Annotated in this window: 22 protein-coding genes and 2 pseudogenes; 12 read left to right on the top strand and 12 right to left on the bottom strand. The window is 67.3% G+C overall.

Annotated elements, in window-relative coordinates:
* Nucleotides 1-29: 29 nt before the first annotated feature.
* Complete coding sequence (locus K3M35_RS12735; protein WP_220666518.1) at nucleotides 30-1,376, bottom strand: MFS transporter; 1,347 nt, start codon at nucleotides 1,374-1,376, stop codon at nucleotides 30-32.
* Between the two features lie 226 nt (nucleotides 1,377-1,602).
* Nucleotides 1,603-2,748, bottom strand: a complete 1,146-nt coding sequence (locus K3M35_RS12740; protein ID WP_220666501.1) for a 12-oxophytodienoate reductase — start codon at nucleotides 2,746-2,748, stop codon at nucleotides 1,603-1,605.
* A 274-nt stretch (nucleotides 2,749-3,022) separates the two neighbouring features.
* Between K3M35_RS12740 and K3M35_RS12745 the strand changes: the two genes are divergently transcribed.
* From K3M35_RS12745 to K3M35_RS12775, 8 genes and pseudogenes are all read left to right on the top strand, one after another.
* Nucleotides 3,023-3,916, top strand: coding sequence for an IclR family transcriptional regulator (locus K3M35_RS12745; protein ID WP_374107763.1), 894 nt, complete (start codon nucleotides 3,023-3,025; stop codon nucleotides 3,914-3,916).
* Nucleotides 3,917-4,021: 105 nt separating this feature from the next.
* A complete protein-coding gene (locus K3M35_RS12750; protein ID WP_019290122.1) occupies nucleotides 4,022-4,888 on the top strand; it encodes an alpha/beta fold hydrolase in 867 nt (288 codons plus the stop codon).
* A 169-nt stretch (nucleotides 4,889-5,057) separates the two neighbouring features.
* Nucleotides 5,058-6,236, top strand: a complete 1,179-nt coding sequence (locus K3M35_RS12755; RefSeq protein ID WP_006551939.1) for an acyl-CoA dehydrogenase family protein — start codon at nucleotides 5,058-5,060, stop codon at nucleotides 6,234-6,236.
* A gap of 34 nt (nucleotides 6,237-6,270) precedes the next feature.
* Nucleotides 6,271-7,194, top strand: coding sequence for a VOC family protein (locus K3M35_RS12760; protein ID WP_019290121.1), 924 nt, complete (start codon nucleotides 6,271-6,273; stop codon nucleotides 7,192-7,194).
* A 218-nt stretch (nucleotides 7,195-7,412) separates the two neighbouring features.
* A complete protein-coding gene (locus K3M35_RS12765; protein WP_084222262.1) occupies nucleotides 7,413-7,826 on the top strand; it encodes an MmgE/PrpD family protein in 414 nt (137 codons plus the stop codon).
* Nucleotides 7,827-7,964: 138 nt separating this feature from the next.
* Nucleotides 7,965-8,474 (top strand): annotated as a pseudogene (locus K3M35_RS26140) (FAD-binding protein); the annotation flags it as partial.
* A gap of 682 nt (nucleotides 8,475-9,156) precedes the next feature.
* On the top strand, nucleotides 9,157-11,052 hold the full coding sequence (locus K3M35_RS12770) for an ATP-binding protein (protein ID WP_308257074.1): 1,896 nt from the start codon (nucleotides 9,157-9,159) through the stop codon (nucleotides 11,050-11,052).
* A 243-nt stretch (nucleotides 11,053-11,295) separates the two neighbouring features.
* A pseudogene (locus K3M35_RS12775) lies at nucleotides 11,296-11,673 on the top strand (MFS transporter); the annotation flags it as partial.
* A 53-nt stretch (nucleotides 11,674-11,726) separates the two neighbouring features.
* Here K3M35_RS12775 and K3M35_RS12780 read toward each other — a convergent pair.
* Nucleotides 11,727-12,245 carry a flavin reductase family protein gene (locus K3M35_RS12780; protein WP_217580244.1) on the bottom strand — a complete coding sequence of 173 codons (519 nt, stop codon included), beginning with the start codon at nucleotides 12,243-12,245 and terminating at the stop codon, nucleotides 11,727-11,729.
* Nucleotides 12,246-12,501: 256 nt separating this feature from the next.
* Between K3M35_RS12780 and K3M35_RS12785 the strand changes: the two genes are divergently transcribed.
* Complete coding sequence (locus K3M35_RS12785) at nucleotides 12,502-13,098, top strand: TetR family transcriptional regulator (RefSeq protein ID WP_255312751.1); 597 nt, start codon at nucleotides 12,502-12,504, stop codon at nucleotides 13,096-13,098.
* Nucleotides 13,099-13,168: 70 nt separating this feature from the next.
* Here the strand turns inward: K3M35_RS12785 and K3M35_RS12790 are convergent, their stop codons facing one another.
* From K3M35_RS12790 to K3M35_RS12815, 6 genes are read right to left on the bottom strand one after another with little or no spacing between them, the layout of a single operon-like run.
* Nucleotides 13,169-14,299, bottom strand: a complete 1,131-nt coding sequence (locus K3M35_RS12790; protein WP_033096889.1) for an acyl-CoA dehydrogenase family protein — start codon at nucleotides 14,297-14,299, stop codon at nucleotides 13,169-13,171.
* A gap of 1 nt (nucleotide 14,300) precedes the next feature.
* On the bottom strand, nucleotides 14,301-15,533 hold the full coding sequence (locus tag K3M35_RS12795) for an acyl-CoA dehydrogenase family protein (protein WP_039585803.1): 1,233 nt from the start codon (nucleotides 15,531-15,533) through the stop codon (nucleotides 14,301-14,303).
* A gap of 39 nt (nucleotides 15,534-15,572) precedes the next feature.
* On the bottom strand, nucleotides 15,573-16,757 hold the full coding sequence (locus K3M35_RS12800) for a lipid-transfer protein (RefSeq protein WP_064061697.1): 1,185 nt from the start codon (nucleotides 16,755-16,757) through the stop codon (nucleotides 15,573-15,575).
* Nucleotides 16,754-17,164 (bottom strand): MaoC/PaaZ C-terminal domain-containing protein, encoded by a 411-nt coding sequence (locus K3M35_RS12805; protein ID WP_019290114.1) that lies wholly within the window; start codon nucleotides 17,162-17,164, stop codon nucleotides 16,754-16,756. Before K3M35_RS12805 ends, K3M35_RS12800 begins: the two co-directional genes overlap by 4 nt.
* Nucleotides 17,161-17,568 (bottom strand): Zn-ribbon domain-containing OB-fold protein, encoded by a 408-nt coding sequence (locus K3M35_RS12810; RefSeq protein WP_064061698.1) that lies wholly within the window; start codon nucleotides 17,566-17,568, stop codon nucleotides 17,161-17,163. The genes K3M35_RS12805 and K3M35_RS12810 overlap by 4 nt, the downstream gene beginning before the upstream one ends.
* Complete coding sequence (locus tag K3M35_RS12815; RefSeq protein ID WP_064061699.1) at nucleotides 17,565-18,119, bottom strand: MaoC family dehydratase N-terminal domain-containing protein; 555 nt, start codon at nucleotides 18,117-18,119, stop codon at nucleotides 17,565-17,567. Before K3M35_RS12815 ends, K3M35_RS12810 begins: the two co-directional genes overlap by 4 nt.
* 194 nt (nucleotides 18,120-18,313) lie before the next feature.
* Between K3M35_RS12815 and K3M35_RS12820 the strand changes: the two genes are divergently transcribed.
* Both K3M35_RS12820 and K3M35_RS12825 read left to right on the top strand, forming a co-directional pair.
* Entirely contained in the window at nucleotides 18,314-19,090 is a 777-nt protein-coding gene (locus K3M35_RS12820; protein WP_006551924.1) for an SDR family oxidoreductase, read from the top strand.
* Nucleotides 19,087-20,001 carry an SDR family oxidoreductase gene (locus K3M35_RS12825; RefSeq protein ID WP_024102934.1) on the top strand — a complete coding sequence of 305 codons (915 nt, stop codon included), beginning with the start codon at nucleotides 19,087-19,089 and terminating at the stop codon, nucleotides 19,999-20,001. Before K3M35_RS12820 ends, K3M35_RS12825 begins: the two co-directional genes overlap by 4 nt.
* A 58-nt stretch (nucleotides 20,002-20,059) precedes the next feature.
* On the opposite strand, the gene K3M35_RS12830 is transcribed toward K3M35_RS12825, so the two are convergent.
* The 3 genes from K3M35_RS12830 to K3M35_RS12840 all read right to left on the bottom strand — a co-directional run bounded on the left by K3M35_RS12830 (nucleotide 20,060) and on the right by K3M35_RS12840 (nucleotide 22,448).
* Nucleotides 20,060-20,719: a GNAT family N-acetyltransferase gene (locus K3M35_RS12830; RefSeq protein WP_220666503.1), complete on the bottom strand. Its 660-nt coding sequence runs from the start codon at nucleotides 20,717-20,719 to the stop codon at nucleotides 20,060-20,062.
* A 90-nt stretch (nucleotides 20,720-20,809) separates the two neighbouring features.
* The gene (locus K3M35_RS12835; protein ID WP_094979496.1) at nucleotides 20,810-21,283 is read right to left on the bottom strand and encodes a nitroreductase family deazaflavin-dependent oxidoreductase; all 474 of its coding nucleotides are present in this window, start codon (nucleotides 21,281-21,283) and stop codon (nucleotides 20,810-20,812) included.
* Nucleotide 21,284: 1 nt separating this feature from the next.
* Nucleotides 21,285-22,448 carry a steroid 3-ketoacyl-CoA thiolase gene (locus tag K3M35_RS12840; protein WP_220666504.1) on the bottom strand — a complete coding sequence of 388 codons (1,164 nt, stop codon included), beginning with the start codon at nucleotides 22,446-22,448 and terminating at the stop codon, nucleotides 21,285-21,287.
* A 180-nt stretch (nucleotides 22,449-22,628) separates the two neighbouring features.
* On the opposite strand from K3M35_RS12840, the gene K3M35_RS12845 reads away from it, so the two are divergent.
* On the top strand, nucleotides 22,629-23,882 hold the full coding sequence (locus K3M35_RS12845; protein ID WP_064061700.1) for a cytochrome P450: 1,254 nt from the start codon (nucleotides 22,629-22,631) through the stop codon (nucleotides 23,880-23,882).
* Nucleotides 23,883-23,948 lie beyond the last annotated feature (66 nt).

Raw genomic sequence — 23,948 nt, forward strand, 5'->3', positions numbered from 1 at the left:
CGGGACACGGGAGGAGACGGGCGTTCGGATCAGGCGGTGCGCACGCTGCGTGGGATCAGCAAGGTGATCCCGATGGTCACCACGGAGAGCGCGATGAGCATGCCGCCGACCATGTTGATTCCCGCGAGTGGGGTCGCAGCGAACGCGAGCAGCATGGTCGCGATCGACGTTCCGACACCCTGACCCGCGGTACGCAGCACGGCGTTCGTGCCGGTCGTCTCGCTGGTGTTGTGCTCGGGCACGGACTCGACGATCAGGTTCGGAATCGCCGTGTAGGCGAAGGCGGTCGCGACCGACACCACGACGACCATCGCGGTCATGGCCACCACGGAGTGGTGCGCGGTGAGCATGACGACGACGCCGACGATGAACAGGGCGGTACCGAGCAGCATCGACGCGCGTGAACCCACCGCGGCGGAGATCCGGCCGCTCAGCGGAGTGCAGACGAATCCGAACAGGGAGCCGATGAACGAGAGCCAACCCGCGTGCGTCGCGCTCAGGCCCAGGCCGAAGTCGCCGGTGGACGGCGTCTGCATGATGATCGGAATGATCATGGTGACCACGCCCAGCGGTCCCACCGCGATCGCGACGGTGGCCAGCATCGTGAGCGAGAACTTGCGGTCGGCGAACAGGCGCACGTTGATGATGGGGGAGGGTGTGCGCAGTTCCCACCGCACGAGCAGGACCAGAGCGACGACCCCGCCCAGGATGAGACCGAGGGTCCGCGGGTCCGACCAGCCCCATGACTGGGACTTGTTGACGCCGAGCAGGATCGCGGCGACCGCGCCGGCGAAGGTGACCGCACCGATGTAGTCGATCTTCTCGGAGGTCCCGGTGGGCCGGCGCCACGGGAGGACGAACCAGACGAGCAGCAGGGCGAAGATCGCGTACACGGCGGCGACGACGAAGATCATGTGCCAGCTGGCGTTGTCGATCAGCAGACCGGCGACGAGCAGCGACGCCGAACCGGCGGCGACCGCCGAGCCGGAGATCAGTGCGACGGCAACGGGAACGCGGGAAGCGGGAAGATGCTCGCGCGCCAGCCCGATGCACAGCGGCAGGATCGCACCGGCCACACCTTGGATCGCGCGGCCGATGATGATGCTGGTGAGGCTGTCACCGAGGGCGCTGACCATCGAGCCGAGCGCCGCGACGGCGAGCAGGACCATCAGGATCCGTTCCCGGCCGTACATGTCGCCGAGCCGGCCGCACACGGCGGCCGAGGCGGCCGAGACGAGGAGGAAGGCCGTCACCGCCCATCCGACCGTCGATGCGTTGCTGTCGAATTCGACGATCAACGTCGGGATCGCGGCGAACATCATCGATGTTTCGAACGCACTGATGATCTCGACGGCGATCAGGACCGACACGATCACCCATACCGGCTGCTGCCGGTCGAACCGGCTCCGCCCCTTCGGCGTTGCGGATTCCGGCTGGGAGAAGTCATTGGCGTAGGACGTCAAAGCGCATTCCAGACTCTCGGCGGCCCGATCGCGGGCCGTGTTTCCTGCCCCACGAATGGGAGTGGCTCGGATCACTTGGTATCGCAGGTGAGGGCTGTCACGCTGTTCTATCTCGCTGAGCGAGAACGATTTTGATGCGTCAGATGAGCGCGGCCTCGTGTACTGCGCGGTCGAACTCGGGCAGTTCCGCGCCGTTGCGAAGGGTCGTCGCGAGCGACGGGTCGGCGAGATGGAGCCGACCGATAGCGATCAGATCGAACTCGTCGTCGCCCAGGCGTCGTTCGAGTTCGGGAACGTTGTTGCGCACAGGTGCGCTGCCCTGGAGGCGGCTCTCCCGCAACGTCGTTGCGATTCCGACGCTGCCTACGGCCATCGAATGTGCGCCGGTGACCTTCTTGGCCCAGCCTGCGAGTGTCAGGTCGCTGCCTTCGAAGGCCGGCATGTCGAAGCGGCGGATGCTCGCGTCGAAGACGTCGACGCCGGCTTCCTTCAATGGGGTGAGGACGGCTTTCAGTTCGTCCGGGGTGTGGGCGATCCGGGCTTCGTAGTTCTGTTGCTTGTGCTGCGAGAACCGGTAGAAAATCGGCAGGTCGTCGCCGATGCGCGCGCGGATGGCGGCGACCACCGCGGCGGGGAAACGGGTGCGGCGCTCGAGGTCGCCGCCCCATTCGTCGTCGCGGAGATTCGTTCCCTCCCAGAGGAACGCGTCGAGCAGATAGCCGTGCCCACCGTGCAGTGCGATGCCGTCGAATCCGACTCGGGCAGCGGCGGCCGCCGCGTCGGTATAGGCCGCGACGACCTGCTCGATGTCCTCCACGGTCATGGCCCGCGTGGGCGCTGAGGCCCGGGAGATGTAGTCCTCGCCGTAGGACGTCACGCCGAGCTCGCCCCAGACTCCCGACGGCCGCATGGGGACGAGGTCGGGGTCGACATCTGCGGTCATCGCGCCCCAGAGGGGGCCGACGTGCCAGAGCTGGGGGACGATGCGTCCACCCTCGGCGTGAACCGCGTCGACGACGCGACGCCAGCCGTCGAGGGCTTCTTCGCCGTGCATGTGTGGCACGCGGGGATTGTCGACTGCTGTCGGGTGATCGATCGCGACGCCCTCGGTGAGGATCAGGGCCGTGCCGCCCGCGGCGCGTCGCCGGTAGTACTCCACGACATCCCGGCCGGGCACGCCACCCGGCGAGTGCGAGCGGGTCATCGGCGACATCACGATGCGGTTGCGGAGCTCGAGGGAACGGACCGTCAGGGGACGGAAGAGGGGGGACTCGGTATCCGGCATCGTGGTCTCGACTCTTTCGGCTCGTGCGGGCGACGGGTGCAGGCGGGTTCGGCCCACATCCGAGGTTGTACCCACCGCCCGGTCCGCGGGACAGGGACCTCCTGCTCAGTGAGACGTGCCGGCGGAAGCGCGAGGGGAGGGACGTAGATCGCGGGAGCATCGAGTCCGCTGATCGGGAATTGTGCGACAGGTCACTCGCCTTGTACTCTGGGCATCACTCACAAGAATCAATTTCAATTCTTGCTTTCGTGGGTGATCGGATTCCGGAGAAAGGGTGACGATGTCCGAGGCGCAACGTACGCAGGTCTCCCAGGCACCGAAGCGCGAACTGCCTGCATCGATGGTCGAGCGAATGACCCTCATCCTCGATGCCTTCGACGATCTCTCGTCGCGGCTCACCCTGGAAGAAGTCGCGTGCCGCACCCGGCTTCCGCGCTCGACGGTCCACCGCATCCTCGACCAGATGGTGCGACTCGACTGGATCGACCACGCGTCGTTCGGGTATTGCCTCGGCCGTCGTGCGAAGTCCATGGGAGAGGGCGACAGTGGGCACATCCGCGTCCGTGAGGCCGCGGCGCCGCTCCTCCACGAACTGCACATGACCACCGGGATGGTCGCGCACCTGTCTGTGCTCGACGGGCCCGACTGCGTCTACCTCGACAAGATCGGCGGCCAGCTCGCCGCGGCACTGCCGTCGCGGGTCGGCGGACGTGTCCCCGCCTACGCCACCGCCGGCGGCAAGGCGCTGCTCGCCGGACTCGAGCCGGAGCAGGTCGATGCCCTCTACCCCGGCCCGCAACTGCTGCGTCGCACCGAGCGGACCATCACCGATCTGTCGACCCTGCACCTCGAACTCAACCGCATCCGCCGTCGCCACGGTCTGGCCTTCGAGACCGGAGAGGCCACCGCCGGTATGTCCTGTGCGGGCGCCGCGATCCGCAGCCCTGCATCGCCGGTCGCCGCGATCTCCCTGTGCGGTCCCACCCGCCCCGGCCACCTCGAACGCATCGCGCCGCTGGTCGCCGATGCGGTCCGCACGATCTCGCGCGCGCTCTATCCCGAACTCGACACCCCTCGACGCAATCGCGCCGCACGCACGTCCGGAGCGTCGTGGTCGCCGCAGGTCATGGAGCGAATGCTCGCCACGCAGTCGAACGGCTGGATCTGACGGCCGGAGCCGGCAACATCACGCACCGCCCCGCGGCGGGCGGAACATCCCGGTGATCGGGAACGTTCGAGCCGCGTGAGGTGGATCACTGGAAACCTTCTCGTCATGACGACGGAATCGACTTTCGAGAACACGGCGAGAGAACTCGCGACCGACCGCGGCACCCTCCGCTACCACGAAGCCGGTCAGGGTGAACCACTCCTGCTGCTCCACGGCTCCGGACCGGGCGTCACCGGCTGGCGGAACTACCGCGGTGTGCTCGCCGATCTCGCCGAGCACTACCGGTGCCTCGTCCTGGAGTTCCCCGGCTTCGGCGTGAGCGACCCGTGCGAAGGACACCCGATGGCGATGGCCTCGGTCGCGGTGACCGACTTCCTCGACGGACTCGGCCTCGACCGCGTGTCGATCATCGGGAACTCGATGGGCGGCATCGTCGGGACGCAGTTCGCGATCGCGCAGCCCGAGCGGGTGAAGAAGCTCGTCACCATCGGAGGCGCCGGCCGTTCGGTCTTCGCGCCGTCGCCGGGCGAGGGCATCCGGCTGCTCATGGAGTTCACGGACGACCCCACGCGCGACAAGCTCGTCCGTTGGCTGCGGTCGATGGTCTACGACCCCGCGATCGTCACCGAGGAACTCATCGAGGAGCGGTGGGCACTGGCCACCGAACCGAAGACCCTCGAGATCGCCCGACGCATGTACAGCACCGCGGCCTTCGCTGCGGGCGCGAAGGCCGCTGCCGCCTCCGACGCCACCCCGTACTGGGCGCAGCTCCACAAGATCACCGCACCGGTGCTGCTGACCTGGGGTCGCGACGACCGTGTCAGCCCCGTCGACATGGCGATGCTTCCCATGCGCGAACTGCGCCGCGGCGAGCTCCACGTCTTCCCCAACTGCGGCCATTGGACGATGATCGAGGCGCGCGAGGCGTGGCTGTCGGCGGTGCTCGCGTTCCTTCGCCGCGACGACGCGTAGGCCCCCTCCGCGCGGACTCGTAACCCGCTCCCGCTCAGCCCCATCGACCGCTCCCGCTCAGTGGAAAAACGACGATACGGGAGCGGTCCACCTGAGACCGTAGGCGTCAACGGAACCGACGCTCACCACGCCGTATCGGGGGCGTCACCCTCACAGAGCTGGAGAGATCATGGGACAGGTGCTCGACTCCGTTTCGGAGTTCGCAGACGAGATCCGCGCGGACGGCGCCGAAGGCGACACGCTGATGCGGCTGACCGACCGCAGCGCGAAGAGGCTCCGCGACGCCGGCGTCATCCGTCTCCTGCAACCGAAGGAATTCGGGGGCCTCGAGGCGCACCCGCGCGAGTTCGCGGAGACCGCCATGGCCATCGGCGCCATGGACGGCGCGACCGGCTGGGTCAGCGGCATCGTCGGTGTCCACCCGTGGGAGATGGCCTTCTTCGACCCGAAGGCCCAGGAGGAGGTGTGGGGCGAGAACCCCGACACCTGGATCGCCTCCCCGTACGCACCGATGGGTGTGGCGACCCCCGTCGACGGCGGATACATCCTCAACGGCCGCTGGTCGTTCTCGTCGGGCACCGACCACTGCGACTGGGTGATGATCGGTGCGGCCGTGGGCGACAAGGACGGCAACCGCCTGAACCCGCCACAGAGCCTGCACGTGTTGCTGCCGCGGTCGGACTACCGGATCGACCACGACAGCTGGAACGTCGTCGGCCTGCGCGGCACGGGTTCGAAGGATCTCATCGTCGAGAACGCCTTCCTCCCCGAGTACCGGACCCTGCGCGCCGAGCGCGTCATGGGCGGGGTGGCGTGGCAGGACGCCGGACGCGACGAGACGCTCTACAAGTTCCCCTTCTCGTGCATCTTCCCGCTCGGCATCACCTCGTCGCTCATCGGCATCGCCGAGGGTGCGCTGAACTGCTACATCGAGTCCCAGCGCGAGCGGGTCACGGTGTCCGGCACCGCGATCAAGCAGGACCCGTACGTGCTGTCGAACCTCGGTGACGCCGCAGCGGAGATCGCCGCGTCGCGCGCCGCCCTGCTCGAAACCGTCGACCGCTTCTGGGATCTGACCGAGCGGGGCATCGAGGTCACCTTCGAGCAACGCGCGATCGGACGCCGGACCCAGGTCGCCGCGGCATGGCGGGCCGTGCGCGCCGTCGACGAGATCTTCTCGCGGGCCGGCGGCGGCGCGCTGCAGCTGAGCAATCCGCTGCAGCGCTTCTGGCGCGACGCGCACGCCGGTCTGAGCCACGCCATCCACGTCCCCGGTTCGATCTTCCACGCCGCGACGCTCACCCAGCTCGGCGAAGAGCCGCAGGGCATGATGCGGTCGATGATCTGACATCACATCCATTACGGCGAAGGAACATTCGGATATGACGGATATTCGGGGCCTGGGTTATCTCAGGATCCAGACCACAGACATCGCACGATGGCGCGAACTCGTCGTCGACGGACTCGGCATGGCGATCGGTACCGGCCCGGAACCCGACGGCCTGTACCTGCGTGTCGACGAGCGGCGGGCACGCCTGATCGTGCTGCCCGGTGAGGTCGACAAGGCACTCGCCGTGGGCTGGGAGGTGCGCGACGAGTTCGCGCTGCGTAGCGTGCGCGAAGCGGTCGAGAAGGCCGGCATCGCCGTCGAGGTCCTCTCCGAGGAGGAGTCGACCTACCGCGACGCCGAGCAGGTCATCGCATTCGACGATCCGGGCGGCACCCGCACCGAGGTGTTCTTCGGTCCGGTGCTCGACCACAGCCCCCTCGTGACGCCGTTCGCCGGTGTCTTCCACACCGGTGAGGAGGGACTCGGCCACGTCGTCCTGCCCACCGCCGCGTTCGCGGAGTCCTACGAGTTCTACACCGAGGTACTCGGGTTCCTGCCGCGCGGAGCGACGCGGCTCGGTGGCCTGTCGGCACCGCCGCCCGTGCGACGCGTGCGGTTCCTGGGCGTCAACCGCCGCCACCACAGCCTCGCGTTGTGCCCGGCTCCGCCCACCGCCGAGCCCGGTCTCGTGCACCTGATGCTCGAGGTCGAGACGCTCGACGCGGTCGGTCAGGCCCTGGACCGAGTGAACAAGTTGGGCTTCTCGATCTCGTCGACCCTGGGCCGGCACACCAACGACAAGATGGTCTCCTTCTACGTGCGTGCCCCCGGCGGATGGGACCTCGAGTTCGGTACCGAAGGCATGCTTGTCGACGAAACCTTCTACACCGCAGAAGAAATCACCGCGGACAGTTACTGGGGTCACGACTGGTCGGGCTCCGAGCCGCTCGCGGCGTTCTCGCCTCCGGTGGGCTGATCGAGTTCGTCCACCCGGATGCCTTCCGACGATGCCACGGCGTACGACGCCGTGGCATCGTCGCGTCGGTGGCCCTGTCCGATCGCCTCGGTACACCCGGGAGGGCGGCTCCCGGTGAGCGGGACCGGAAGGCGGTGCGTCACAGGCTTCGGGGAGAGTGATGTGGATTACAGATCGTGCCGGATCCTCACGCATCTCGACGCGGGCCGTCCCTACGCATGGAACGTACTCGCATGGCACACAAGGTGATCGACCGCCTCGGTGGGGTCGAGGAGGCCACGGTGTTCGGCCGTTCGACCAAAGCGCCTGCTGCCGTTGCTGCTGCGTTCAACTCCGATATCACCTACGCGCTCGACGCGGACGACACACTCTTCGACTCGGCGCACTTCGCGACGATCGTGGTCTCCTCGGCCCGCGCCGAGGCCGAACGCGTCGATGCGTCCGGCGACAGCCTGCTCCGTGCCGTCGCTGTCGGCTACGACATGACCGCGCGGCTCAACCTCGCATGCTCGTTCATGGAGGTCGTCGACGGAAAGATGAAGTGGTGGATACTCGACAGTGCCGTGAAGTACTGCCCGGCCTTGCTGCTACACGGGTGCCTCCATCGATGCGTTGCGCGCGCTCGTCCGTGAACACGGCCGGGGGCCGGACGATATCGAACACATCGAGGTTCGGCTCAACCCCGGCGCCTACAGCCAGCGGGAGTTCCACACGCCGGCAACGAGTATCGAACCCGACCATCGTGCCGCGGTCCACGGAGCCTTCAACCTCCCGGGCGGACCGGCCAGCTCACCATGTACCAGAACGACAATCAGGCGTTCCTGGTCATCGACGAACAGGCCTACGAGGAAGGAATGGCCACACCGACTTCGAGTCCGCAACTCCGTCGCCAGCCGACCTGGGTGTGAGACGGTGTCGGAGCTCGAGTCCGAAATGGGTCTTCCCGCAGGAACTCTCGGATCGACGGTGGGGCTCTACAATCGGCACGCCGAATCGGGGACGGATCCGGTCCTCGGAATGAAGGCGGAGTGGGTGCGGCCCCTCCGATCGCCGATCGCCGCGATCGATCTGCGTGGCATGACCGAAGGTTTCACCCTGGGGGACTGCAGACCTCGGTGGACTCGGAAGTTCTTCACGTGGGCTGAGATCCGATTCCCGGTCTGTATGCGGCGGGCCGTTGTACGTCCGGCCTCTCGGCGTGGGGCTACTGCAGCGGCATCTCCCTCGGTGACGGTAGCTTCTTTGGCCGGCGCGCGGGAATGCGTGCGGCGGCGAAGTGAGTGGCACCGGGATGTCCCCTCGGATGCGATGAGCGGAGCATTCCGGATCCGGGTCCAGGAGGGCTCCGCGTCTCGTGTCGTGCGAGCGTGCCACGGGGCGATGCCGGGTTCGCGACCCCTGCCGTGCGCCGGCTCTGCAATTCGCGCCGGCGGTCGGCGACCGGACCTCGGTGCCGGGTGCGCGGCCTGATCGGGTATTCGAGCACGCGAGGAGCGTTGTCGCCGTAGACGAAAAGGGCGGACCTCCTCACCGTCCTCCGCACGCATTGTGTATGTTCGACACCGCGAACAGGGGGGCATCGATGAACGAACACAGGACTGGGCACGGTTGTCGGGGGCCGGCGGGGGCGGGCTGCCGCCGGGATTCCTCGTCGTCTCCGGTGCGGAAGTGTGCGGTCCAGCCCTCGACGGCGGTGCTCGTCCTGCGGCGATCGACGGTTCGGCCGACCGGTTCGTAGGGAGCCGGTCCTCGGGCGAGGACGACCGGCACGGAATTCGTCTCCGTGCCCGGGACGAAGTACTTGCCCGAACGAGGATCTGGTGTAGAACGTTTCGGAAAGATGTAATTTTTGTCCGAAAAGCACGTTCTCTTCACCGTGAAAGGGAGATCCGAGAATTGGAGCCGAGCCGAACAGGTGCGCTGCAGATCGGTCGCTGGCGTCTCAAATACAGACTCGCGGCCGTGCTGTCGATTCCCCTCGTCCTCGCTGTCGCTCTCGGTGCCGTGCGCGTCACGACTCAGCTCGACGAGGCGCAGCGGTCGGCCGCATTGTCCGAGCAGACCGTTGTCGCGCCGGCGCTGCTCGACTTCTCCATCGCTGTGATCAGCATTACCGCCGCCACGAGCCTCGGATTCACGCCCAAGAGCGTGGCCGCGGACGATGTGACGCAGTCCATGGACACTCTGAGGGAACTCGCCGCAGGAAGCGATCTCAGCTCCGATGTCGCCGTAGAACTCGATGCGCTGCTCGCGCAGGGCGACCAGCTCTACGCCGCGGTCATGAACTCCTCCCTCGGAGCCGAGGAGTTCGGTCGCCTGACCACCGACTTCCTGGTGCGGTGCAGGGATATCTTCCGAGATCTGTTCGATCAGTTCGAGAACCACGACGCTCTCGTCGACGCCACGAACCTGCTCCTGATGTGGGACGCGCAGCTCAACCTCCTCGACCAGATGGAGTCCTTCCGGCTGCTGGCCACCAACCCCGAAGCCGCCCGGATCCTGGCGACCGGCGCCATGAACACCGAAGAGTCGACGCTGCGGCTCCTTCGAGGATCGGGGCTCGATACCGGGCAGATCGACGGGATGCTCGGCGATATCGAAGCGCGCCGTAGGTTGATCGAGAACTTCACGCCGAGCAGGCAATTCGGGGAAGACCTTCGCAACGCCGTACTTTCGGCGTCTCGGTCTTATGCGGAAGGGATCGACAGCGCCAGCGCGCGTATCATCGGGACGCTCGAAGAACTGGCGGACGAGACACGTACCGCGGCCACCCGCGACGCGCTCTTCGTCACGGCAGCACTCGTACTCGCCCTGCTCCTCGCGATAGCAGTCATCCGTTCCCTGTCGGTGCCCCTGGGACGTCTGCGAGACAATACTCTCGCAGCGGCGAACACCGAGCTTCCCGCCGCCATCGCGGCGGTCAAGGACGGGGCCGACATCGACACCGTCCGTCTCGCTCCCGTCGGCACCGATACGGACGAGGAGATCGGCGAACTCTCCCGAGCGGTGGATTCGATGAACACGCAGGCGCTGCGTCTCGCCGGCGAGCAGGCCCACCTGAGGAAACAGGTGAACGTGATGCTCGAGACGCTGGCACGCCGCAACAAGACCCTCGTCGAACAGCAACTCTCGCTGATCGAATCTCTCGAATACGAGGAGAAGGATCCCGCCCGGTTGCAGAGCATGTTCGCTCTCGATCATCTGGCGACGCGCATGCGGCGTACCGGCGAATCCCTGTTGGTTCTCGCGGGCACGCGCCCGCGTACTCGCAGCGGGCCCGCACCGCTCGGCGACGTGCTCCGCGGTGCGGTGTCCCAGGTGGAGAACTACCAGCGGGTGCAGATCGGGAACACCCCGCGCGGATATCTCGTCGGTAAGGTGGTGAACGACGTGGTGCATCTGGTGGCCGAACTCGTCGACAACGCGCTGCGGGCTTCCCCGCCCACCACTCCCGTCAGGTTCGAGTTCTCCTCCGCCGTGGAGGGTGGCCTGCTTCTCGATATCGCCGATCGCGGAATCGGTATTCCCCGAGATACCATGGAGGAGATCAATATCCGTCTCGCGGCGGGTGAGAATGCCGATGTCGACGCCCCGCGTCAACTGGGATTGTTCGTGATCGGGCGTCTGGCGGCCCGCAACGGCATGAGCGTGCGTCTGAGGCCGACCTTCGACACCGAGACGAACGCCGGTGTCACGGCGTCGGTCTACTTCCCGGCCGCTCTCCTCAGCGAGGTGCACACGGTCCAGCCCACCGTGATGACGGAACGCCCCCGCCGGCTCAGGACCGAGGAACTTCCGTCCTTGGTGCCGTCGACGACGCCCGCCGGAGGTATTGCCCACGGAAAGCATCGTGGTTGACGTGTGACCGGAAGTGATGCCACCGCCGTCTCGACGGCGGTGGCATCACTCGTACCGCGGGTGTTCCGGTCTGCCGGTGGTCTCGGCCGGCCACCGAACCGTGTTCGCACGGTACCCCCGGCTCACATCCCCCCCGACGGACCCGTCGGGAAGATGCACTGCGGACCCGGGGGGCGCGGCCACGGATGCCCCGTCAAGCGTTCGATGTCTTGTTGAAGCGTTCGAGCCGGGGTTCGCGATCCGTTGATGGGATCGGTCCTGGGCCTGGCAGTCGTCGCCACGATCTGCAGAACGGGAGTCGGGTTCGCATACGGTGCGATGCCCGCCCTGATCATGGGGGAGGTCCCTGCCACGGAGACGGCATCCGCCAAAAGCGTGAACAGTCTCATGCGGTCGGTCGGCACGTCCTCCGCTTCCGCCGTCGTCGGTGTCGTCCTCGCACAGATGAGCGTGCCGTTCGCCGGTCATACCATTCCCACGGAGTCCGGCTTCCGGGTCGTCCTGCTGACGGGCGCAGGCGTCGCGCTTCTCGCGGCTGTCCTCACCGTCGCCGGTCCGCAGCCGCGCCGGGCCCGTCTCGCGAAGGTTGCCGCCGGCGCGACGCCCTCCGTGAGGGTGTGACGACGACTTCCTCCGCCCGTCGGTAGCGGCGGACGGAGGAAGTATCCGCGGAGTTACCGCGCGTCGAGCCCGAACGCCCCGCGGTAGAACACCATCGGACTCCGGTCGCCGACGCACTCCAGTTCGGCGACCCGGCCGATGACGACGTCGTGATCACCCGCGACGTGCACGTTCTCCACCGATGCGTGCACCCGCAGCAGGACATCCGGCAGCGACGGAGTGTCCCAGCGGGACAATTCCCAGTGGAGACCGTCGAACTTCGGACCGCGGCTCGACCCGAAACGCGCGCACAGATCACTCTGGTCGGCACCGAGCACGTTGACGGTGAACCGGCCGACGCGGCGGATCCGCGGCCACGCGCGCCCGCGGTGATCCGCGCAGAACAACACGAGGGGCGGTTCGAGCGAGACCGACGCGAACGACTGGCATGCGAAGCCGGTGGGCCCGTCCTCGTCGAGACCGGTCACGACGGTGACGCCGCTCGCGAACCGTCCCATGGCACGTCGCATCTCGTCGGGGCCCGGCAGTTCGATCCTGTGGTCGGTGTCGCGGGTCGGTATCCGGGTCTGCATGTGGCTCACTCCGATTCGATCGTGGAGGTCGACTCCGACCGTCCTTCTCCGACTCCGACGTTACGGCCCGAGAAAGTCGGGACGGACCGGCTTCTCGCTCAGTGGACGCTCGGATCCGATGCCGTCCCAGCACGACGTCCGGTGCCCGTGCTCCCACCGTTCGGGACCGTGGACGATCCGCGATGCGACAATCTGCCGGGCGGTTCGGTGCAGAATCGACGGGTCGTCATCGTGGAAAGGGGGACCGGTGCCCAGAATAGGTAAGGCGCGGGACGGAGCCGAGCCGACCTCGGTCGAACAACGGCGACGCCATGTGCGGATCCTCGAGGCTGCAGCGCAGCTGGGGTCCGAGCACGAATTGGCCCGCGTGCAGATGACCGAGGTGGCGAAGAACGCCGAGGTCGCGATCGGCACCCTGTACCGATACTTTCCGTCGAAGACGCACCTGTTCGTGGCGTTGCTGCTCCACCGGCTCGAGCTCGGCGCCGACCGGTTGCCCGAACGGAAACCGGGGACGAGCGCGCGCGAGGCGATCACCGAGACGCTCGTCGAGATGACCCGCCGGTTCGTCGACCGACCACGCCTGGCCTCCGCGATGTTGCTGTCCAACAGCACCGCCCCGGCCTCGGTGGTTCCGGACTCCACCGAGGTGAGGCGGACGTTCCACCGAATCCTGTTCGAGAGGGCAGGCCTCGACGAGCCGACAGAGGAGGATCGCAACGCCGTGCGGCTGCTGTCGATGTTGTGGTCCGGACTGCTGGTGACCTATCTCAACGGCGGAGCGACCCTCGAGGAGACCGAGGCCGATGTGCGGAGGAGCTGCGACCTGCTGCTCGCGCACCTGTCGGAGTAGGGCACCGGAAACGACGCGAGTCCCCCTCCGCGGTCTGCGGAGAAGGACTCACGTCATCGGTGCGAGAAGACTATCCGGCCGCACCGATCGGGGGTGCGGTGTCCAGGACGTCCCCGAGGGCAGCTGCCGTCGCGTCGGCGCCGCCGAAGGTGAACGCAAGCTGCCGGCCCCACAGGAAGTAGCGGTGGATGGGGTAGTCGATGTCGGCGCCGATGCCGCCGTGCAGGTGCTGGCCGGTCAAGCCCACCCGCACACCGCCGCGGGACGCCCACCACTTGGCGACCAGGGCCGCGGAGTCGGCTTCGTCCTCGCGTCCGACGTCGATCAACCACGCGGCCTTCCGCACCGTGAGTCGGATCGCTTCGGTGTCGAGGTAGGCATCGGCCGCGCGCAATGCGACAGCCTGATTCGTCGACAGCGGGCGGCCGAACTGTACGCGCTCGGAGGTGTACTTCGCCGTTGCCCGCAGCGTCTCCTCGCACACCCCGAGCTGAACGGCAGCCAGAGCGATGCGGATACGACGACGGGTCCAGGTCGCGATCTCCTCACCGTCACCGGGCAGGACGTCCTCGGCTCCGATGTGCACGTCCGTGAAGCGCACCGCGGCTTCGGCGCCACGTCCGGTCACGGCGACCGGGACGGCCTCGACGCCGGTCGCGTCCACCGGGGCGACCACCACGGCGACCGAGTCGTCGTCGCAGCGGACCGGGACGACGACGCCGGCGATGATGGGAGCCCACGGAACGGACGGAATCTCACCGCTGATGACGAGATCGTCGCCCTTGCGGATCGCTGTCACCGTGGGGCTCGCGCCGGGGGTGTCGTCGAATGCGCCGGTCAGGACGACCGACCCGTCGATGAGCTTCGGAACGTAACGCTCGACCTGGGTTTCCGTGCCGAACTGTGCGAGCGGAAGAGCCGCACCGGCCACGGTGGACCACACGGGAACGGGTGCGACGCGGCGGCCCTGCTGCTGCAGGATCGTCGTGAGCCCGAGCATGCCCATGCCGGCGCCGCCGACGGACTCGGGCAGAGCGAGTCCGAGGATCCCGGCGTCGGCGAGTGCCTGCCACAGGGTGGCGTCGAAACCGCCCTCCTTGCGCTCCACCTCGACCACACGCTCGACCTTGGCCAGCGAACCGAAGACCTGCGACGCGAGGTCCTCGACCGCGATCAGGTCGTCATCGAGTTCGAATTCCATGTCAGCTCCTCGTCTCGGCCGGCGTCTTCACCGCAGCCTGTGCCGTCGCGTCGGGGCGCCTACGGGCGCCCAGGGTCATTCCGAGGGTCTTCGCCGCCACGATCTCGCGCATCACCTCGTTGCTGCCACCACCGAAGGTGTTGTTCTGCGCGCGTCGACCGAGCGCTTCGACCCGGCCTTCGATCACGGCGCCGTGGCTACCGGGACGCAGCAGACCGCGGGCGCCGAGCACCTCCTGCAACATTCCGTACGCGGCGACGACACCCTCGGTTCCGAACACCTTCGCTGCGGCGGAGTCGCCACCGTCGAGGGTGTTGGCCGCGATGTCCGACACCAGGCGCAGGTTCACGAGGTCGGCTGCCGACAGCAGCGCGTAGACCTCGGCGAGAGTCGAACGCACCCACGGGACGTCGAACAGCACACCGGGGCCGAAGGGCTCCTGCTTCGCCCAGGCGAGGACCTCGTCGTACATCTCGTTGGCGATGCCACCGCGGGCGGCCAGCGCGACACGCTCGTGGTTGAGCTGGCTCGTGATGAGGGTCCAGCCGCCGTTGAGCTCGCCGACGACGTTGCTCAGCGGAACGCGGATGTTCTCGTAGTACGTGACCGCTGTGCTGATTCCGCCGACGGTCTGGATCTCGGTGGCGGAGAAGCCCGGCGACGAGGTCGGCACGAGCACGACCGAGATCCCCTTGTGGCGAGGCGCGTCCGGATCGGTGCGCACGGCGAGCCAGATCCAGTCGGCGAAGATGGCCGAACTCGTGAACAGCTTGTTGCCGTCGATGACGAGTTCGTCACCGTCGATGCGTGCCCGCGTCTGAAGTGCAGCGAGGTCGGTGCCGGCACCGGGCTCGGTGTACCCGATCGCGAACTTCAGTTCACCCGTGAGGATCTTGGGAAGGAAGAAGTCCTTCTGTTCCTGCGTGCCGTACTTCATCAGTGCCGGCGCAACGGTGTTGAGAGTGACCAGCGAGACCGGTGCGCCCGCACGGATCGTCTCGTCGTAGAAAACGTACAGCGCCTCGGGATCCTCCCCGCGTCCGCCGTACTCCTCGGGCCACCCCAGGCCGAGCCAGCCGTCGGCGCCCATCTGCCGGTAGATCTTGTCGAAGACCGGTCCACCCTCGGTCTGATCGACCAGGGCGCGTCGATCGTCGTCGTCGATGATGCGGGCGAAGTACTCCCGCAGTTCGGTGCGCAGCCGCCGTGACGTGTCGGACAGCTCGGGATGCATGTGGTCTCCTGAGAGGTGGTCGGGGCCCGGGTTGCGGGCCTAACGGTCGGCCGAGAGGACGATCGCGCTGTGCGGCACCGGCGATCCGCCCGTGACGAGCACGTTGTCGAGTGTCTTCGCCGGCTGGTTCACGGAGGTGCCGCGGATGAGCCGGACGCCTTCGGCGATGCCGTTGACGCCGTGGATGTAGCCTTCGCCGAGCTGACCGCCGTGGGTGTTGATCGGCAGTCGCCCGTCCACCTCGAGGTTGCCGTCGGCGATGAAGTCCTTCGCCTCACCGCGACCGCAGAAGCCGTACTCCTCGAGCTGGAGCAGGACCATGGGGGTGAAGGCGTCGTACAGGATCGCGGCGTCGATACCTTCGGGACCGAAGCCGGCCTGTGCCCACATCTGCCGGGCGACGAGTTCGACCTCGGGCATCGCGTCGATGTCCTCGCGGTAGTAGCTGCTCATCGAGATCTGCTGAGGGCCGACGCCCTGCGCCGCGGCGGTGATGATCGCCGGAGGATGCGGAAGATCTCGCGCGCGTTCGGCACTCACGATGACCAGTGCCTGGCCGCCGTCGCTCTCCTGGCAGCAGTCCAGCAGGCGCAGCGGGTCGGCGAGCATCCGGGAGTTCTGGTGGTCGTCGATGGTGATGGGGCGCTCGTAGAACCAGGCCTTGGGATTGTTCGCCGCATGCTTGCGCGAGAGCACCGAGATCTGCCCGAAGTCTGCACTGGTCGCCCCGTACTTGTGCATGTAGGTGCGCGCCAGGAAGGCCTCTTGCTGAGCAGGAGTGAGCAGACCGTAGGGGTTGATCCAGTTCCGGTATTCCTGGTCGGTGTTCGAGTTGTACGCGAACGGCGGCGGACCGGCACCGAACCGGTGGCCCGAGCGCTCGTTGAAGGCGCGGTAGACGACCACGACGTCGGCGACACCGCTCGAGACGGCCAGCGCGGCCTGCTGCACGGGCGCGCAGGCACCGCCGCCGCCGTGAGGGATCCGGCTGAAGAACTTCAGTTCCGGGATGCCCAGCGCGCGGGCGACGGCGATCTCTGGGTTGGTCTCCATGGTGAACAGTGCGAAGCCGTCGACCTCTTCGACACCGATCTGTGCGTCCTCGAGAGCGGCGAGGACCGACTCGCACGCGAGTTGCCATTCGCTACGGCCGGAGTTTTTGGAGAACTCGGTGGCTCCGATGCCGGCGATGGCGGCGGCTCCGGAGAAGCCCTTGACGGTCATCGTGTCTTCCTCTCGTAGGGCTCCACCACGACCTCGGCAGTGACGTGGACGCCTCTGCTGTTGCGGCCCTGCACCTTCAGGGTGACGGCTGCGCCGTCGACGGCGGTCACCTCACCGTTCATGTGCATGGGGTCGCCGGGGAAACAGGGCACGCCCAGACGCAGCGACGCGCGGCGCACCCGCGCCGACGGCCCGGTCCAGTCGGTGACGTACCGGTCGACGAAACCGTTCGTGGCGTTGATGCTCATGAAGACGTCCGGTGTGCCGCGTCCGAGTGCGGCGTCCGGGTCGTGGTGCACGTCCTCGAAATCCTGCGAGGCGATCGCGGTAGCCACGATGGTGGTGCGATCCATAGGCAGGGCGAGTTGGGGAAGTTCCTGTCCGACAGTGCATTCGGCGAGGTTCATGCGTCTCCTCCGGGCTTGCGCAGCTGGGGCAGGATCTCGCCGTGTGCGTGCTCGGAGAATCCCACCTCGAGTTCCATGCCGATCTCGAGGGTGTCGTGGTCGGCGCCCGCGATGTCGGCGACGATGCGGATCCCCTCGTCGAGGTCGATCAGTCCGACGGCGAGCGGGTACTCGAAGGCCGGATCCTGCGGGTGGTGAATGACAGTCCAGCTGTGAAGCGTTCCGCGCCGTGAGGATTCGACGGTCTTCCATTCGAACGAGCGGCACGCGGGGCATGCCGGACCCGGAGGATGGCGCAGAGTGCCGCACTCGCTGCACTGCTGGATCTCGAGTCGGCCCTCACGGACGGCGTCGAACCAGAACTGGTTGTCCTGGGTGATGGTGAGCCGGGGGACGGCGGTCATCGCGTCTCCTTGTCGGTGTTCGGGTTGAACCGGAGCATCCGGAAGCGTTCCTCGGCGACGACTTCGCCGTTCTGGTCCTCGTAGCGCTTGTACAGCGTGAAGAATCGGCCGTGGCCGAGACCCGTTCGCTTGACCTCGGATACGGACTCGATCGTGTAGTGGGCGGTGATGTGGTCGCCCGGGACGAGTTCGCGGTGGTAGTCCTGCTCGACGTTTGTCGCGACGACGGAGGTGAAACCCTCCCGATCGAGGTCGGCAAGCATCCGGGAGTATGCGAAGTCCTCCACGACGCCCTCGGCGCGCTTGCGCTGCACGTCACGCCAGCGGCGGTAGCCGGCCATGATCCAGGTGGAGATCATGGCGGGCGGGCACACGACGGAGTCGCGTCCGGTCTCGCGCGCGGCCTCGGCGTCGACGTAGATCGGGTTGAAGTCGTCGTGGGCCTCGACCCAGTTGCGGATCATGGCGTCGTTGACGGCGTATCGGGCCACGCGGGGTGGTTCGGCCACCTGCCCGACGTACTTCTCGTAATCCTGCTCGACGGTCTGCATGGCCCAGTCACTCCTCTTCGACGCGCGCGTTCGTCGTCACGCTAAGTGGGGCCGACAAGCGAGTTCCCGTGATTCCCACTGAGCAGGAGCAGTGGCGGGGTGAGGGGGAGCTGGTACCGAACCAAGCGATTGCTTGGTAAGTTGTCGACGTGAGACCCGCGCATCCCGCGGGATGAATGACGTGGAGGCAGCGAATGGATCTGGGACTCGACGGCGCGGTCGTGCTCGTCACCGGGGGAATACGGGGAGTCGGTGCAGGCATCACCAGGGTGTTCCTGCGTGCCGGTGCGACCGTCGTGACGTGCGCTCGCAACGAGCCCGAACAGCCTCTCGAGGTGGACGGGCGGACCGCGGAGTTCCTGACGTGCGACGTCCGCGATGCCGATCAGGTGGCCGCGCTGATCGAGACCATCGTCGACCGCCACGGGCGGCTCGACGCCGTGGTGAACAATGCCGGCGGGTCACCGTACGCGCTGGCGGCCGATGCCAGCCCGAAGTTCCACGCCAAGATCGTGGAACTGAACCTGCTGTCCCCGCTGCTGGTCGCGCAGGCCGCCAACGCGGTGATGCAGAAGCAGGACACCGGCGGCTCGATCGTCAACATCTCGAGCGTGAGCGGATCCCGCCCCTCGCCGGGCACCGCGGCATATGGTGCGGCCAAGGCAGGCGTCGACAGCCTCGCACAGTCGCTCGCCGTCGAGTGGGCCCCGAAGGTACGGGTGAACTCGGTGGTGGTCGGCCTGGTCGAAACCGAACAGTCGCACCTGTTCTACGGAGACAAGGCCGGCGTCGCCGCAGTCGGCGAGACCGTTCCGCTGGGACGGCTGGCCCAGCCCGAAGATATCGGCCACTGCGCCGCATTCCTGGCCTCTCCGCTGTCGGCCTACGTCAGCGGATCGACATTGACCGTCCACGGCGGCGGTGAACGCCCTGCCTACATGGCAGCGGCCGAAACGAAGGAGACGAAGTGAGTGGACTGATGGACGGGCGCGTCGTCATCGTGACCGGCGCCGGACGCGGCCTCGGTCGCGCGCATGCCCTGGCATTCGCCGCGGAGGGTGCGAAGGTCGTCGTCAACGACATCGGTGTCGGCAGTGACGGAACCGCCACGGGGGAGAGCCCCGGTGAGCTGGTCGTCGAGGAGATCCGTGCGGCCGGGGGAGAGGCCGCCGTCAACGGCGACGACGTCGCCGACTGGGCCGGCGCCGAGAACCTCGTCAGGACCGCCCTCGACAACTTCGGCCGGCTCGACGTGCTCGTCAACAACGCCGGATTCCTGCGCGACCGCATGCTCGCCAACATGAGCGAAGAGGAGTGGGACGCGGTCATCCGCGTGCACCTCAAGGGGCACTTCGCGCCGATGCGTCACGCCATGACCTACTGGCGCGCCGAGGCCAAGGCCGGCAACCCCGTCGACGCCCGCATCATCAACACCAGCTCGGGTGCCGGCCTGATGGGCAGCATCGGCCAGGGCAACTACGCCGCCGCCAAGGCCGGTATCGCGACGCTCACGATCCAGGCCGCAGCCGAATTCGGTCGCTACGGGGTAACCGTCAACGCGATCGCACCCTCGGCGCGCACCCGCATGACCGTCGGGGCCGGTGGCGCGATGGCCGAGATGATGGCCGCACCCGAAGAGGGTTTCGACGCCATGGCGCCGGAGAACGTCTCGCCGCTGGTCGTGTGGCTCGGCAGTGCCGAAGCGAAGGACGTGACCGGTCGCGTGTTCGAGGCCGAGGGCGGCAAGGTGTCGCTGGCCGACGGGTGGCGCCACGGTGAGGCGATCGACAAGGGCGACCGTTGGGATCCGAAGGAACTCGGTCCCGTCGTCGAGAAGCTGATCGCAGCGTCGCAGCCGCCGACGCCGGTCTACGGAGCGTGATGTCCCCGCGCGTTTCCGGTGGTCATCACCGGAAACGCGCACGGACGGCGTCGCCGCTCTAGGCGGGCGTGCGGACGATGAGGGTGGAGCCGGGGAAGTAGGCAGCGAGTTCGGAACGTGCCTGCTTGAGCGTGGCGGTGCCGTAACCCTGCTTGCGGAACTCGGGATGCACCCAGATCCGCACCTCGACCTCGTTGCCGGTCAGCTCGCCGAACGCGAACCCGATGGCCTTCGGCTCGTCGCCCGAAAGATCTTCGGCCACAAGCCACATGCCGGACTCGTCGTCCATCAGCTCGCTGCCGCGCTGCCGCTCGGATTCGACCTGTTCGTCGCTGTCGTCACCCAGCTGGTCGGCGCAGCGCTGCTTGAACAGCGCCGTGTCGGCCGCGCTGTGGGAAATGGGCCGCAACCGGAAATGCGCGCCGGTCGCGTACGGACGCGCCGCCGTCGTCCACTGCAGCACCGCATCGAGATCGTCGAGTTCTTCACGGATCTTCTTCCGCTCCGCCTGGGTCAGACGGCGGAACGGAAGGTTCAGCACGGCCTCCGCGCAGAACTCGTCGATGTCGAGCAGCGAGGCGAGCTTCGCGACCGCGTCGCCCCGATCCTTGCTCTCGACGATCACGTCGAGCACCTCGTGGCGTCGTTCGAGCGCCCGGAGCAGCGCGGCCGCGATTTCCCGCCGGTCGAGCACCTTGTCGTGATCGGTGGTTTCCATCGTGCGACATCCCTTCGTCGAGAACCTGGACGTACGAGACTCAGTATTCCCGCACGGGACCGTCCCGGCGAACCGTGCCGGGCGGGACGCTCACTCGCACACGACGACGGGAATCACACGGTCGGTCCACGACTGGTAGTTGTCGAAGTCCGGGTACATCGCCGTCAGACGTGGCCAGTAGGCCGCTCGTTCCACGTCGCTCGCGACCCGCGCCCGCATGGTCCGGATGCGCGACTTGATCTGCACCGTGGTCTCCGGGTTCGCCTGGATGTTGCGGAACCACAAGGGGTGCTTGGGCAGTCCTCCCTGGGAGGCGACGAGGACCACCTTGTCGCCGTCCTCGAGGAACAGCAGCGGGACCGTTCGCGGTTGCCCGGTCTTCCGCCCGATCGTGGTCACCAGGCACACCGGGATGCCCCACGGGAAGGCGCTTCCCACGCGCCACTTCCCGCCGATGCGACCGCCGGTCGCCCGGTACGCCGCGACGTTGAACCGCGACATCCACTTGATGATCGAGATCGTGGCCTTCGAGTCGAGGCCCTTCGGCGCCGCTTCGGTGCCCATGTCAGATGCGCTCGATGATGGTGCCCGTCGCCAGCGCTCCACCGGCGCACATCGAGATCAGAGCGGTCGACGCGTCACGCCGCTCGAGCTCGTGCAGCGCGGTGGTGATGAGGCGGGAGCCGGTGGATCCGACGGGGTGGCCGAGCGCGATCGCGCCACCGTTGACGTTGACCTTGTCCATGTCGGGTCCGTGCACCTGGGCCCAGGACAGCAGCACCGACGCGAACGCCTCGTTGACCTCGAACAGGTCGAGATCGCCGACGCTCATGCCCGCCTTCTCGAGAACCTTCGCGGTGGCCTGGACCGGGCCGTCGAGGTGGAACTCGGGTTCGGCGCCGACGAGAGCCTGCGCGACGATCCGCGCCCGCGGCTTCAGTCCGAGTGCCTTCGCGCGGTCGGAATCCATGAGCAGCACGGCCGCGGCTCCGTCGGAGATCTGCGACGAGGTGCCGGCGGTGTGGATGCCACCCTCGAGCACGGGCTTCAGCTTCGCCAGCGACTCGGCCGACGTCTCGCGCAGACCCTGGTCGCGGGTGACGGTCGCCTTCTCACCGGTGCGGTTGCCCTCCTTGTCGACGACGGGTGCGACGACCGGCAGCACCTCGCGGTCGAACCGGCCCTCGTCCCAGGCCTGCTTCGCGAGCTGCTGTGAGCGCACGCCGAGTGCGTCGACGTCCTCGCGGGTGATGCCGCGGCGCCGCACGATGCGTTCGGCGGCCTCGAACTGGTTGGGCATGTCGATGCTCCAGGACTCCGGCCGGCGCGGGCCCGCCTGGTCGCCGACGTTGGCGCCGAGGGGCACCTGGGTCATCGCCTCGATGCCGCAGGCGATGCCCACGTCGATGGCGCCGGTGGCGATGAGGCCTGCGATGAGGTGATTGGCCTGCTGCGCCGATCCGCACTGGGCGTCGATGGTGGTCGCGCCGACCTGCCAGGGCAGCCCCGCGTTGAGCCATGCGGTGCGGGTGATGTTGTTGGACTGGGCGCCCGCCTGGGTGACGCAGCCACCGATGACCTGTTCGACGAGCTCGGCGTCGATGCCGGCGCGTTCGACGAGTCCGGCCTGGACGGCGCCCAGGATCTCGGCAGCGTGCAGGCCCGCGAGCCATCCACCCCGCTTGCCGATCGGGGTCCGTGCGGCCTCGACGATGACTGGTGTGCCCACTTCGGGCTCCTTTCTCCTACGTTCTTCGCAAAATAGAACAGGTTTCTCCGAGAGGCAACAGAACTCGATTATCCACGGGACGTGCAGATCTCTTGGTCGCGCGGCGCGCCTGTGTTTGAATGGTTCTAGAACGTGTTACAAATCACGCGAGCGGTACTCGCCAGGGCAGGAGAGATATCAGTGGCGCAGCCGAACATCCCCGAAGACATCGACTTCACCGACCCCGATCTGTACGCAGACCGTATGCCGTTCGAAGAGTTCGCGGAACTGCGTAAGACGGCACCGGTGTGGTGGAACAAGAAGTCTCCCGACGTCGGTGGTTTCCACGACGAGGGTTTCTGGGTTGTCTCCCGGCACGAGGAGGTCCGAGAGGTCTCCCGCCGGAGCGACGTGTTCTCCAACTGGGAGAACACTGCGATTCCGCGGTTCAACGACGACATTCCTCGTGAGGCCGTCGAGCTGCAACGTCACGTCCTGCTCAACAAGGACGCCCCCGAGCACACCAAGCTGCGCAAACTCGTCGCCCGAGGCTTCACGCCCCGTGCGATCAACGGCCTGCGCGACGAGCTCGACCGTCGCTCCAAGATGATCGTCCAGGAGGCCTGCCAGGCCGGTCGGGGCGACTTCGTCACGCAGATCGCCGCGGAACTGCCGCTGCAGGCGATCGCCGACCTCATCGGTGTGCCGCAGGAGGATCGCGCCAAGCTCTTCGAGTGGTCCAACCAGATGACGGGCTACGACGATCCGGACAACACCGCCGATCCGGCGGCAGCGTCCATGGAAGTCCTCGGGTACGCCTACCAGATGGCCGCGGCCCGCAAGGAGAACCCGGCCGACGACATCGTCACCACCCTCATCGAGGCCGACATCGACGGTGACGAACTCGCTCCCGAGGAGTTCGGCTTCTTCTTCATCGTGCTCGCGGTGGCCGGCAACGAGACCACCCGCAACGCGATCACCCACGGCATGGTGGCGTTCCTCGACAATCCGGAGCAGTGGGAGATCTTCAAGCGCGACCGGCCGAAGACCGCCGCCGACGAGATCATCCGCTGGGCCACCCCGGTCACGTCGTTCCAGCGCACCGCCCTCGAGGACACCGAACTCGGCGGGCAGACGATCAAGAAGGGCGATCGCGTCGTCATGCTGTACGCGTCGGCCAACAACGACGAAGAAGTGTTCGACAACCCCCGCGAGTTCGACATCCTTCGTGATCCCAACCCGCACCTGGCATTCGGTGGAACGGGCGCGCACTACTGCCTGGGCGCGAATCTCGCACGTATGGAGATCGACCTGATCTTCAACGCGATCGCCGATCACATCCCGGACATCACGAAGATCGGCGACCCGCACCGTCTGCGGTCGGGCTGGCTCAACGGCATCAAGGAATTCCAGGTCGACTACAAGACCTCGGGTGGGTGCCCGGTCCAGCACTGACCGAACCGAACACCGACCGAACCGAACATCGAGGTCCCCGGCCGCCCCTGCGCGCCCGGGGACCTC

It is taken from the genome of Rhodococcus sp. DMU2021, assembly GCF_019641445.1.
Taxonomy (GTDB): domain Bacteria; phylum Actinomycetota; class Actinomycetes; order Mycobacteriales; family Mycobacteriaceae; genus Rhodococcus; species Rhodococcus pyridinivorans.